A 12852-nucleotide genomic window follows, 5' to 3' on the forward strand; every position below is an offset into this window, starting at 1 on the left:
GGTACCGATTCTCCAGCCGGAACCAGCCGGCCGATGAGGAGGGACCACATGCGACTCGCGCGTACGACGGGGACGCTGGCGGCAGCCTGCCTGCTGGCCGCCTGCGCCCAGGGGACCGGGGACTCCGAGGAGACGTCCGACGCCTCCTTCGACTCCGAGGCGAACCTCTCGGGCACCGTGCAGGTGATGGGGTTCGGCGCCGGGGACGAGATCGCCACCGTCCGGCTCGAGCGGGCCAAGGAGGAGCTGGGAGAGGCGCAGGTCAAGCTGATCGAGGGCGACCTCGACATCCAGCAGTTCCTGTCCTCCGTGGCCTCCGGCGAGCCGCCGTCGCTGGTCTACGCCGAGCGCAGCCAGATCGGCACGTTCGCCTCGCGCGGCGCCGTCGTGCCCCTGACTGACTGCATCGAGGGCGAGGGCATCGACACCTCCCTCTTCCGGGAGTCCGCGCTGGCTGAGGTGACCTTCGAGGACGAGGTCTACGGCATCCCGGAGTTCAACGTCGTCCAGCTCACCCAGGCGAACGCCGACCTGCTCGAGGAGTCCGGGCACACGATCGACGACGTCAACGGCTCCGACTGGGACGCGATCCTGGCCGCCAACAAGGACCTGATGAAGATGCAGGGCGGCGACCTCGCCACCATCGGCTACGACAGCAAGCTCCCCGAGTTCCTGCCGCTGTGGGCCAAGGCCAACGGCGTCGACCTGATCTCCGAGGACGGCCGCACCGCTCAGCTCGACGACCCGGCGGTCGTCGAGGCGCTCGAGTTCGCGGTCTCGGTGTACGACGCCCAGGGTGGCTTCGGGGAGGTCAAGGCGCTGCGCGACTCGGCCGACTTCTTCGGCGACGGCAACCAGTTCGCCAGCGGCTCCCTCGGCGCCATGCCGATGGAGCAGTGGTACGTCAACGTGCTCAACGACGTCTCGCCGGACGCGCCGATGGCCTTCGACACCGTGCGCGACCTGCAGGGCGAGCCGATCGCCTGGGCCTCCGGCTCCGCGTGGGCCATCCCCAAGGGCAGCCCGGACCCCGAGGCGGCGTGCCGCATGGCGCGGGTCATGACCGAGACCGACTCGTGGATGGCCGCGGCGGAGGAGCGGGCCTCCCTGCGCGAGAAGGAGGGCGGTCTCTTCACCGGCATCCTCACCGCCAACGAGGAGGCCGACGACGCCATCCGGGAGATGGCGCCCACCGACGGCGACTCGGCCTGGTCGCAGGCCGTGGCCGCGATGTACGAGGCCAACGACCACACCTTCGCCATGCCGGCCAACCCGGCCGGCGACGAGTTCGAGCAGGCCTGGCAGGACGAGGTCAACAAGGTGCTGACCGGTGACAAGGAGCCGGCCGACGCCCTGGCCGACGCCCAGCAGGCCGCCCAGGACGCGCTCGACGAGGCATGGGCGACCTGGGACGAGAAGTGAGCGTCGCCGCCCCCGCCGGCACCCCCGCCACCGGCCGCCGCCAGCCGCGGGGGCGGGGTCGGCACGAGGGTCGGATCGCGCTGCTGTTCATCAGCCCGTGGATCGTCGGGTTCCTGGTGTTCATGGCCTACCCGGTCATCTACACCGCGTACCTCTCCCTCACCGACTACGACGTCATCAACGACCCGTCGTTCGTCGGACTGGAGAACTACCGCGAGCTGCTGAGCGACGAGAAGGTCACCCTCGCGTTGCGAAACACCTTCGTCTACACCGCGATGTCGGTGCCCACGCAGCTGGTGTTCTCCCTCGGCCTCGCCCTGCTGCTGCAACGGGCCGGGCGGGCGGCGGGCTTCTTCCGCACTGCGTTCTTCCTGCCCAAGATGACCCCGCCGGTCGCGGTCGGCGTGCTGCTCCTGCTGCTGCTCAACGGCCAGAGCGGGCTGGTCAACGAGTTCCTCGGGTGGTTCGGGATCAACGGTCCCAACTGGACCACGGACCCCGAGTGGGTCAAGCCCGGCCTGGTGATCATGTCGCTGTGGACCGTCGGCGCCTCGGTGATCATCCTGCTGGCCGCGTTGCAGGAGGTCCCCGAGGAGCTGCTCGACGCCGCCCGGGTCGACGGCGCCGGCTGGTGGCACCGGCTGTGGCACGTCACGCTGCCGATCATCAGCCCGGCCATCTACTTCATCGTCGTGGTCGACACCATCGCCGCGTTGCAGTCCTTCACCGAGGCGTACACCGCCTTCTTCGGCGCCGGCAACACGACGTACAGCAACGACGCTGCCCTGTTCTACGCGATCTACCTGTTCCAGCAGGCCTTCGAGTTCCTGCACATGGGGTACGCCTCGGCGCTGGCGATGCTGCTCTTCCTCATCGTCATGCTGGTCACCGCCGTGCAGGTCTGGCTCAGTCGGCGCTACGTCCACTACACCGGCGGTGCAAGATGAGCTCACCCCGCGACGTTCTGCGGCTCCCCCGCTTCGCTCCTCCGTCCCACAACGCCGCAGGGACCCCGAGATGAGCACCCTCGACCGGGCCGCCGCCCCGTCCGGCCGCCCCGACCGCGTCCCCGCAGACCTGGCCCCCGACGACACCGTCGCACCGCCGCGTCGCCGGGAGCCGTCCCGCCCGCGCGGACGGGTCTCGCGGATCGTGGTCGGTGCCCTGCTGGTCGTGGTGACGATCGCCTTCGTCTACCCGTTCGTCTGGCTGGTCAGCGCCTCGCTCAAGCCGCGCAGCGACGTCTTCGACAACCGGCTCATCCCCGAGACGCTGACCTTCGACAACTACATCGAGGTCTGGAACGCCGCGCCCATGGGAGCGTGGCTGCTCAACACGGCGTTCGTCACCGTGATGGCGACGATCACCGTCACGATCTCCAGCGCACTGGTGGCGTGGGGTTTCGCCCGCTACCGCTTCCGCGGGCGCAACGCGCTCTTCGGCCTGGTGCTCGCCTCGATGATGGTGCCCGGCGCGGCGACGATGATCCCGACCTACCTGATCTGGAACTCGCTCGGGATGGTCGGGACGCTGACGCCCCTGTGGGCCGGCAACCTGTTCGGCACCGCGTTCTACATCTTCCTGCTGCGGCAGTTCTTCCTCGGCCTGCCGACCGAGCTCTTCGACGCCGCCGAGATGGACGGTGCCGGGCACTGGGGCGTGTTCTGGCACGTCGCGCTGCCCCTCACCCGGCCCGCGCTCGTCGTGGTCGCGCTCTTCGAGTTCCAGGCGGCGTGGACCGACCTGATGCGCGGCCTGATCTACCTGCGCGACCGCGAGGACTTCACCGTCCCCCGGGGCCTGAAGTCGATGCTCGACCAGTTCGGGTTCGGCGGGGAGTGGCACTGGGAGCTGATCGTGGCCGCGAGCGTCATCACGACCGTCCCGATGATCATCGTGTTCTTCCTCGGCCAGAAGCAGATCATCCAGGGCGTCGCCACCACCGGCACGAAGGGCTGACCTGCTCCGGCCTCGAGGAACTGCGGCCGCGCGACCGGTCGTAGCCCCCGGAACTGCCGCGCGGCCGCAGTTCTTCGGGATGCAACGGCGGACGACGCCGTCACGGGCTTCATCGAGACCTCATGGCCCGTCAGGCCACCCGGCGCCGGCCGCCGTGACGGCGGCTCAGCTCGGACCGTCCGGCCGCGGTCCAGCTCGACTCGCGGTACAGCGTCGTCCACGCCCGGATCCGCCCCGGGTCGTGCGCGCGCCCGACCGCGTCGTCCGCCTCACGCAGGATGGTGATCGGTCGGTGGAGCAGGTCGTCGTCGGTGTAGGCCCGCCCGACCCAGTCCGCGTCAGCGATCCGACGATCACGCCGACGGTCGACCCGCTGCCGGCGCCGGTCGGCATGCACCGCACCGTCGTAGTCCGCCAGGGTTCGCGTGCCGCGCAGCCACACATCGCCACGCGCCACGAACCCGCCGTCCGCGTCGCGCACCGTGTGCTGGGTCTCCACGTCCAAGCCGCACACGACGTAGAGGACCCGCAGCAGCGTCTCCATCACCGAGTCGGTCTGCGCGTCGGCCAGGGCCACGGCCTGCCGCAGCCGCCCGACTCCCCTGCGGTGCTGCCGGCAGGTCAGGAACAGCTCGAGCAGGTCGATGTCGCGGGCCCGCAGCGCGCTGTCCACCAGCACCACGAGGTCGAGCAGGCTGAGCAGCGGCGCACAGGTCAGCAGGGTCTCGGCCGCGGTCGTCACCCGGACCCCTCGACGTACGTCGTGCGGCGGAGGCACACGGTGGCGGGTCACCCGCAGCTGTCCTGGCCGCACGGGTGCCGTCACGCCGTAGGGCATAGCCGCGCACACCGGCAGGTCCTCAGGCAGGGGCGTCAGGTCCCAGCCCCGGAGCCACGCCGCGGTCAATGCCGAGAAGGCCGCCTCCGCGGGCAGCAGCATCTGCCAGGCCACCAGGTCGGCGACCCTGGGATCGGTGACGCCAGCGCGACGGTGCAGCCCGCGGGTGACTCGTACCCAGGACGCGCCGCGACGGCGGCCGACCACCACGTCCGGGTCGCGGCCGGCCTCCGCCCCGCCCAACGCCTCCCCGCGCACCTCCATGCCGTGACGGTGTCGCGACGGCGGCCCCGACGCACGGACAGCGTGCGCGTCCTGTGGAGATCGGCCGCCGACGACGGGTTGGGGACGGGACGAGGTCCCCGAACCGTGCCGAGGAACTGCGGCCGAGCGACCGGTCACAGCCCCCGGAGCTGCCGCGCGGCCGCAGTTCTTCGGGGCCGGGCCGGGCCAGCCGGACCGGGGGTCAGGAGCGGGCGGCCCACCAGGCGCGCAGCGCGGCCTCGGCCTGCTCGGGGGTCTGCGGGCCCTCGTCCATCCGGAGCTCGAGGAGGAAGGCGTAGGCCTCGCCCACCTCGCGACCGGGGCCGATGTCGAGGACCTTCATGATCTGGTTGCCGTCGAGGTCGGGACGGATCGAGGCCAGCTCCTCCTCCTCCGACAGCCGGGCGATCCGCTCCTCGAGCGAGTCGTACGTCCGGCGCAGCCGGTCGGCCTTCCGCTGGTTGCGGGTGGTGCAGTCGGCGCGGGTGAGGATGTGCAGCCGCTCGAGCTGGTCGCCGGCATCCCGGACGTAGCGGCGTACGGCACTGTCGGTCCACTCCCCCGAGCCGTAGCCGTGGAAGCGGAGGTGCAGCTCGACCAGGCGCGAGACCGCCTCGATGTCGTGGTTGGAGAACCGGAGCGCCTTCATCCGCTTGCGCGTCAGCTTGGCCCCGACGACGTCGTGGTGGTGGAACGTCACGACGCCGCCGGTCTCGAAGCGGCGGGTCCTCGGCTTGCCGACGTCGTGCATCAGCGCCGCGAAGCGGGCGACGAAGTCGGGCCCGCCGCCCAGGCGGTGCTCGAGGTCGATCGACTGCTCGAGCACCGTGAGGGTGTGCTCGTAGACGTCCTTGTGGCGGTGGTGCTCGTCCCGCTCGAGGGCGAGGGCGGGCAGCTCCGGCAGGACGTACGACGCCAGGCCGGTCTCGACGAGCAGCGTGAGCCCGAGCCGCGGGTGGGGGGCGCACACCAGCTTGACCAGCTCGTCGCGGACCCGCTCGGCCGAGATGATCTCGATCCGGCCCGCCATCGCGGTCATCGCCGCGACCACCTCGGGCGCCACGGCGAAGCCCAGCTGGGCGGCGAAGCGGGCGGCGCGCATCATCCGGAGCGGGTCGTCGGAGAACGAGTCCTCGGGGGCGCCGGGGGTGCGCAGCACCCGCTCGGCCAGGTCGACGATGCCGCCGAAGGGGTCGACGAACTCGCGACGCGGCACCCGTACGGCCATCGAGTTGACGCTGAAGTCGCGGCGACCGAGGTCGCCCTCCAGCGAGTCGCCGAAGTCGACGTCGGGCTTGCGGGACGAGGGGTCGTAGCTCTCGGAGCGGTACGTGGTGATCTCGACCTGCCACGGCCCCTTGCGGCAGCCGATCGTGCCGAAGTCGCGACCCATGTCCCACACGGCGTCGGCCCAGTCGGAGACGAGGCGCTCGGTGACGTCCGGCCGCGCGGAGGTGGTGAAGTCGAGGTCGTTCTGCAGGCGGCCGATCATCGCGTCGCGGACCGGCCCGCCGACCAGCGCCAGCTCCTCGCCGGCGTCGGTGAACAGGGTGCCGAGCTCGTCGATGACCGACCCGATGCGGTCCAGCTCCTCGCCGACCCGGCGCTGGATCTCGACGATCGTGAGGGGTTGCAGTGCGGCGTCGGACACGACAGGCCACTCTACGTGCCGGTCTGCTGGTGCCGAACAACTAGCATCGGTCCGTGCCCCGCTCGTCGTCGTTCCGTGCTGCCCTGGCGGGGCTCCTGACCTCCGGCGTCGCGAGCGCGGGTCTCCTCGCGCCCGGCGCGGCCGCCCTCGCACCCAGGACCGCCCCCGCCCCCGCCCCCACCAAGGACGGCGACCCGCTCCTCGTCCACATCGACGCCATGACCCCCGTCCTGCCGCCCAGCGGCGACGTGGAGATCGCCGGGACCGTCACCAACGTCAGCGACGAGACCTTCACGCGGGTCAACCTGCACGCCTTCTCCTCCGAGCAGCCGATCTCCGACTCGCTCAGCCTCTCGCAGTCCGCCCTGACCGACCCCGCCCTCTTCGTCGGCGACCGGGTGACGGTGCCCGGCACCTTCGACACGATCGACGAGCTGGCCCCGGGCGAGTCCGCCACCTTCCTCGACTCGGTGCCCGTCGAGCTCCTGGCCACCTCCGGAGAGCCGGGCGTCTACTGGATCGGCATCCACGCGCTCGGCGACAGCTCGGTGCCGCGTGACCTCGTCGCCGACGGCCGGGCCCGCACGTTCATCCCTCGCGAGCCGTCCGGCGGCGGCCAGGCGCGGGAGGCCTCGGTGATCCTCCCCATCCGCAGCCGCGTGTGGTTCGACGGGGACGGCGCCGTCGCCGGCACCGAGCGATGGGCCCGCCGGCTCGCGGAGGGAGGCAGCCTCGACGGCGTGCTCGACATGGCCGACTCGGCCGGCTCCGCGCCGTACAGCTGGCTGGTCGACCCCGCCGTCCTCCACGCGCTGGTGCACCTGGCGCAGGGCAACGCTCCGCGCACCCTCGCTCCTGACACCACCGTGCCCGGCCAGGAACCCGCACCCGTCGAACCCCCGGAGGACGGCGACGAGACGCCGGCCACGCCGGGCGAGACGCTCACCCCGCCCCAGCCGGTCCCCACCGAGGAGCCGACGGAGGAGGAGGCGCAGCTGGCCGCCGCCGCCACGGCGTGGCTGGAGCGGTTCAGGCTGCTCGTGGGCGCGACACCGGTGCTCACGTTGCCCTACGGCGACATCGACGTCTCCGCGGCGGTCCGCAACGACCGCACGCGCTTCGACCAGGCGGTCGCGCGCGGCGCCGAGGTGATGGCCGCGCTGACGCTGCCGTCGCAGCCGGCCGTGGCTCCGGAGAGCGACCTGCTCAGCCCCGAGGCCATCACCGCCGTGCCGCAGGGCACGACGATCCTGCTGGGTGACAACGCCTTCGCCATCCCGCCCACCAGCCCGACCTCGGTCGTCAAGCTGCTCGGGCACGAGGTCGTGGTCACGAGCACCGGCGCCGAGGCGGGCGGTCCCGGCCCGACGGCGTCCAACGACCCCCTCGCCCTGCGCCAGCGACTGCTCAGCGAGGCGGCCCTGCGGCTCGAGGCGGACGACACCGCGCCGCTGGTGGTGACCCTGCCGACGGTGTGGCGCGGCGAGGACGCCGCGTCGTTCTTCACCGACCTCGAGCAGTCGTGGCTCGACCTGGTGCCCTTCGGGGACGTCGCCGCCCGTACGCCCAAGGGCGTCCCGGCCGCGACCCTCACCTACACCGACGACGACATCGCCGAGGAGCTCCCCCGCGAGTCCTTCTCCGCGGCCAACCGCGCCGGCGAGGCTGCCACCCTGCTGGAGCAGGTGATCATCCCGGTGACGACCGTCGAGGCGCAGGTGCGCGACGAGGTGCTGGTCACCCTGTCCGAGCAGCACCGCGAACGACCCGGGCTGGCCGTCGCCGCGGCCGAGCGGGTCGAGGACTCGATCCGCGCCGACCTCGGCAAGGTCGAGATCGAGGCACCCCCCGCGGTCACCCTGTCCAGCGACTCCGGTCCCTTGGGTGTCACGCTCGTCAACGGCCTCGACCAGCCGGTGGAGGTGCAGGTCCAGGTTCGGACCGACGGCGAGCTGACGCTCAGCGGTGGTGGCGTACGACGTCTCGGTCCCGGTGCGCGCAGCGTCGTCCGGTTCGAGGCCACCACCGGCCGGGCGGGCGTGCACAACGTGCGCCTCGCGGTCACCAGCCTCGACGGCGTGCCGCTCGGGTCCTTCGACTCGCTGCCCATCCGGGCCGCCCGGGTGAGCGCGCTCATCTGGGTGGTGATGGCCCTCGGTGCGCTCGTGCTGTTCGGGATGATCGGCTACCGCCTGCCGGGCCAGATCAGGGCCCGTCGCGCCGAGCTCGCCGCCGCCGACCGCGAGCCGGGTCCCGACTCCGACACGGACCCGGATCTCAACACGGACCCGGCGACCGACCCGGCGACCGACCCCGCGGCCGACCGTTCGACCCAGCCGACCCCGGTCGACGGGCCCGCGGCGGGGACCCCCATGGTGGAGCGCTCGTGAGCGACCAGAAGGTCCTGGCCTCGTCGGCCGTCATGGCGGCGGGGACCATCCTGTCTCGCGCGTCGGGCTACGTGCGCGCCGCGCTGCTGGTGGTCGCGCTCGGCTCCGGCCTGCGGGGCGACCTCTTCGCGATCGCCAACACGCTGCCCAACATGGTCTACATCCTCCTGGCGGGGGGCATCTTCAACGCGGTGCTGGTGCCGCAGCTGGTCCGGCGGATCAAGGAGGACGCCGACGACGGCGACGCCTACGCCAGCCGGGTGATCACCCTCTCGGCGCTGTTCCTGGGGATCGTGACGATCGTCCTCATCGTCGCCGCACCCCTGTTGCTGCGCCTCTACCTCGACAGTCGCTACCTCGACCCGGACCGGGTCACCCAGCTGGAGTCGATCGTCGCCCTGACCCGCTGGTGCCTGCCGCAGGTCTTCTTCTACGGCATGTACGTCCTTGTCGGGCAGATCCTCAACGCCCGCGAGCGGTTCGGTCCGATGATGTGGGCGCCGATCGCCAACAACCTGCTGTCCGTCCTGATGCTGGTCACCTACCTGGTCTTCTTCGGACCGACCGGGGACGGCGCGGCCCGGTCGGAGGCGCTCAGCACCAGCCAGGAGGTCCTGCTCGGGCTCGGCTCGACGCTGGGGATCGTCGTCCAGTTCCTCGTCCTCCTGCCCTACCTGCGCGCCTCGGGGTTCACCTACCGGCCCCGCTTCGACTTCCGCGACCCCGAGCTGGCGAGGACGCTGTCCCTGGGCAGCTGGACGGTCCTGTTCGTCGTGGTCACCCAGGCGGCGTACCTCGTCGTGGTCAAGCTCGCGTCGGGCGGCACGGTCGAGGGCGGCGACGGCACCGGCTACCTCGTCTACTCCAACAGCCTGCTGATCATGATGGTGCCGCACGCCATCGTCACCGTCTCGCTGGCGACCGCGATCCTGCCGCAGATCTCGTCGTACGCCCACGAGGGTCGCCTGCCCGAGCTGGGCCGCACCGTCGGGTCGACGCTCCGCACGGCGCTCGCCCTGGTGCTGCCGTTCGCCTTGCTGCTGCCGATCACGGCCGGCGACGTCGCCGGCTTCGCCTTCGGCTGGGAGAACCCGGAGGAGGCGGCCGCCTTCGCCCCGACCCTGGCGGTCTTCGGACCCGCGCTGGTCGTCTTCACCGTGCACTACTTCATGCTCCGCGGCTTCTACGCCATGGAGATGACGCGGCTGGTCTTCTTCATCCAGCTCGCGGTGTCGGCGACCAATGTCGTCGTCGCGCTGCTCCTGGTGCCCGCCCGGCCGCCGGAGGACACGGCGCCCATGCTCGTCGTCGCCTACCTCGCGTCGTACTCCGTCGGCGCGGTCGTCAGCTTCGTCCTCCTCCGCCGCACGGTCGGCGGCCTGGAGACCCCGCAGCTGCTCCGGTTCCTCGTGCGGATGGCCCTGGTGCTCGCGTTCACCGGCGCTGCCGCCTGGGGCGTGGAGCGCGCCCTCGCCGGCATGGGCGAGTATCCCGGCCCGTTCCCGTCGCTGCTGCGCGGCGGCCTGAGCGCGGCCGCCGGGATGCTGATCTTCCTCGCCGGGGCCCGCCTGCTGCGGGTGCGGGAGGTCACCAGCCTGGTGGACACCGTCGCGGCGCGCCTCCGGCGCGGGTGAGACTCCTTAGAGTGACCTCAGCAGTGGGACAGGCGAGGAAGGTGGGGTGAGCGGTGCCGATGTCGATGCAGGCGGGTGACGTGCTCGCCGGGCGCTACCGTCTCGACGACCTGCTCGCCGAGTCCGGTGCCGGCCGGTTCTGGCGTGCGCACGACCTCGTCCTCCACCGCCCCGTGGCCGTGCACATCCTCGCCGCGGACGACGACCGCGCCCAGCCGCTCCTCGAGGCGGCGCGTCGCACCGGGCCCGTCATCGACCGACGGCTGCTGCGGGTCCTCGACGCCGAGGCGGCCGACGGGCGCTGCTTCGTCGTCAACGAGTGGGGCCAGGGCGACTCCCTCGACATCCTGCTCACGCGCGAGGGACCGCTCGCCCCCCGACGTGCGGCCTGGCTGGTGGCCGAGGTCGCCGACAGCCTCGTCGAGGCGCATGACGCCGGCCTCGCGCACGGCTGCCTGACGCCCGAGCACGTGCTGATCGACCAGCACGGGCAGGTGCGGATCATCGGCTTCGGCGTCGAGGCGGCGCTCCGCGGACTGCCGGCGGGCCGGGTCAACGTCGACGAGATCGACCTCGCCGGCCTCCTCTACTGCGCGCTCACCGGCAAGTGGGCCGGCGTCTCGCCGTCGGCGTTGCCGCCGGCCCCCGAGGTGCACGGCGAGGTGCTGCGCCCGCGTCGGGTCCGGGCCGGCATCCCGCGCGTGCTCGACGCCCTGTGCGACCAGGTGCTCAACCCGCAGCGCGAGTCCGACCGCCCGCACCCGTCCGCGCGCAGCATCCGCGACCTCCTCCTCGGCCACGTCGGCGAGATGACCGGCACCCACGTCGTCGTCCCGGGCACGCGGCCGACTCCCCAGGTGTCCGCCTCCCTCTCCACCCCACCGCCCACCTCGGCCGTCGCCCCCACCACGGTGGTGCCGGTCGTGCCGGCGGCCGACCTCGAGCCGGGTGCCGACGCGGAGGTGCCGGACCTGCCGGCCGACCCGCCGGGCGAGCCCGAACCCGAGGTGACGACCGCCGTCCGGGCCGAGGATCCACCCGCCGACGAGCCGGCACCGCCCAGCACCGACCTGCCCACGCAGGCCGGGATGCCGGTCTTCCACGACGACGACGAGGTCGACTGGCTCCGCGCGCGCAGCGAGAAGCCCGCCCCGCCGCCGCCCTTCGCCGACCCGACACCCAAGCCGCTGTTCGCGCCCGACCCGCCGGAGGGCGAGCCCGTACGCCGTCCCCGCCCGGGCAGCCGCGCCGTCACCGATCCGGCGTACTGGCCCTGGGACTCCAGCCAGGACTCCGGGGTCGACCCAGGTCGCGACTCCGGAGTGCGCCCGGTGGGCAGGGACACCGGGGCGTGGTCCTCCGGCTCGTGGTCGGAGGACCGGTGGGACACCGGCGACGGGTTCACCGACACCGGCGACCAGGTGCCGGGCCGCACGTGGATCCGGCTGGCGGTCATCGTGGGGATCTGCCTCCTCGTGGGCGTGGCCGCGGTCGCGGCCTACCAGCTCGGCCTGAAGCCACCGACGCCCGGCTCCAGCGACGAGCCGACGGCCACCACCACCCCGAGCGCCGCCGCGCCGACACCGTTCGCCGACCTGGTCGCCGACGACTTCGACCCGCAGGGAGCGGTTCCGCGGGAGGAGAACCCGGACACGGTGCCCAACGTCCTCGACGGCGACCCCGCGACCTCGTGGTCCACCTCGACCTACGAGCAGAACTTCGGCCCCGCCGGGCTCAAGACCGGAGTCGGACTCGTCGTCGACCTCGGCGCGACGAAGGCCGTCCGCCGGGTCCTGGTCACCACGGAGGGCGGGCAGACCTCACTGGCGGCGTACGTCACCTCCGAGCCGCCCACGGGCGTGTCCGGGCTGACCCCCGTCGGGACCGCGTCGGGCGACGGGGAGCTGACGATCGACCTCACCGAGCCGGTGTCGGGCCAGTACGTCACCGTCTGGTTGACGCTGCTGCCGCAGGTCAGCGACGGCTTCCGCGGCACGATCACCGAGGTGCAGGTGCTCGGATGACCGCCCCGACGGGCGACGAACGCTCCGACCGGGTCCTCCTCCAGGCCCACGTCGACGGTGACGCCGACGCCTTCGGCGAGCTGTTCGCGCGCCACCGCGACCGGTTGTGGGCCGTCGCGCTCCGCACGATGGGCAACCCCGAGGACGCCGCCGACGGGCTCCAGGACGGCATGATCGCCGCCTTCCGGCGGGCGGGCTCCTTCCGCGGCGACTCCGCCGTCACCACGTGGCTGCACCGCGTCGTGGTCAACGCCTGCCTCGACCGCCTCCGGGCCGCGAAGATCCGGCGCTTCGAGTCCATGCCGGACGACGTCGAGGACCGCGGCACCGTGGTGGCGACCGCCGTGCACGACGACCAGCCCGAGGCGGTCGCGGAGGACGTCGAGCAGCGCCGGCGGGTGCTCGACGCGCTCGCCACGCTGCCCGCCGAGCAACGCGCGGCGCTCGTGCTCGTCGACATGGAGGGCTACCCCGTCGCCGAGGTGGCCGAGATGCTGGGCTGCGCGGAGGGCACCGTGAAGTCGCGCTGCTCCCGCGGCCGCACCAAGCTCGCCGCACTGCTCGCCGACCTCCGCCCCCCTGCCGGTGACGCGCCTCACGGGAACCCGCCCTCCGACGGTCCCGTCCAACCCACCGTGCGGCCACGCGGTCCTCCCGCGCCCTGAGCAGC

9 protein-coding genes are annotated in these 12852 nt (G+C 72.6%); 7 read left to right on the forward strand and 2 right to left on the reverse strand.

Features of this window, described 5'->3' with window-relative positions; translation table 11 throughout:
* Positions 1 to 48 precede the first annotated feature (48 nt).
* The 3 genes from ACFQW6_RS13470 (at position 49) to ACFQW6_RS13480 (ending at position 3381) form a co-directional block, all read left to right on the forward strand.
* Positions 49 to 1422, forward strand: coding sequence for a hypothetical protein (locus tag ACFQW6_RS13470; protein ID WP_378545932.1), 1374 nt, complete (start codon positions 49 to 51; stop codon positions 1420 to 1422).
* On the forward strand, positions 1419 to 2369 hold the full coding sequence (locus tag ACFQW6_RS13475) for a carbohydrate ABC transporter permease (RefSeq protein ID WP_378545935.1): 951 nt from the start codon (positions 1419 to 1421) through the stop codon (positions 2367 to 2369). Before ACFQW6_RS13470 ends, ACFQW6_RS13475 begins: the two co-directional genes overlap by 4 nt.
* 70 nt (positions 2370 to 2439) lie before the next feature.
* Entirely contained in the window at positions 2440 to 3381 is a 942-nt protein-coding gene (locus ACFQW6_RS13480; protein ID WP_378545938.1) for a carbohydrate ABC transporter permease, read from the forward strand.
* Positions 3382 to 3511: 130 nt separating this feature from the next.
* On the opposite strand, the gene ACFQW6_RS13485 is transcribed toward ACFQW6_RS13480, so the two are convergent.
* Together ACFQW6_RS13485 and ACFQW6_RS13490 are read right to left on the reverse strand one after the other, a co-directional pair.
* Positions 3512 to 4483, reverse strand: coding sequence for a hypothetical protein (locus ACFQW6_RS13485; RefSeq protein WP_378545941.1), 972 nt, complete (start codon positions 4481 to 4483; stop codon positions 3512 to 3514).
* 202 nt (positions 4484 to 4685) lie between these two features.
* On the reverse strand, positions 4686 to 6134 hold the full coding sequence (locus ACFQW6_RS13490; protein WP_378545944.1) for a CCA tRNA nucleotidyltransferase: 1449 nt from the start codon (positions 6132 to 6134) through the stop codon (positions 4686 to 4688).
* Positions 6135 to 6187: 53 nt separating this feature from the next.
* Between ACFQW6_RS13490 and ACFQW6_RS13495 the strand changes: the two genes are divergently transcribed.
* From ACFQW6_RS13495 to sigM, 4 genes are read left to right on the forward strand one after another with little or no spacing between them, the layout of a single operon-like run.
* Positions 6188 to 8524, forward strand: a complete 2337-nt coding sequence (locus ACFQW6_RS13495) for a DUF6049 family protein (RefSeq protein WP_378545947.1) — start codon at positions 6188 to 6190, stop codon at positions 8522 to 8524.
* A complete protein-coding gene (gene murJ / locus ACFQW6_RS13500) occupies positions 8521 to 10158 on the forward strand; it encodes a murein biosynthesis integral membrane protein MurJ (RefSeq protein ID WP_378545950.1) in 1638 nt (545 codons plus the stop codon). The genes ACFQW6_RS13495 and murJ overlap by 4 nt, the downstream gene beginning before the upstream one ends.
* 59 nt (positions 10159 to 10217) lie before the next feature.
* Positions 10218 to 12182, forward strand: coding sequence for a protein kinase family protein (locus ACFQW6_RS13505; protein WP_378545953.1), 1965 nt, complete (start codon positions 10218 to 10220; stop codon positions 12180 to 12182).
* The gene (gene sigM, locus ACFQW6_RS13510) at positions 12179 to 12847 is read left to right on the forward strand and encodes an RNA polymerase sigma factor SigM (protein WP_378545956.1); all 669 of its coding nucleotides are present in this window, start codon (positions 12179 to 12181) and stop codon (positions 12845 to 12847) included. The genes ACFQW6_RS13505 and sigM overlap by 4 nt, the downstream gene beginning before the upstream one ends.
* Positions 12848 to 12852 lie beyond the last annotated feature (5 nt).

The sequence above is a fragment of the Nocardioides sp. GCM10028917 genome, from assembly GCF_042666175.1.
Lineage (GTDB): Bacteria > Actinomycetota > Actinomycetes > Propionibacteriales > Nocardioidaceae > Nocardioides.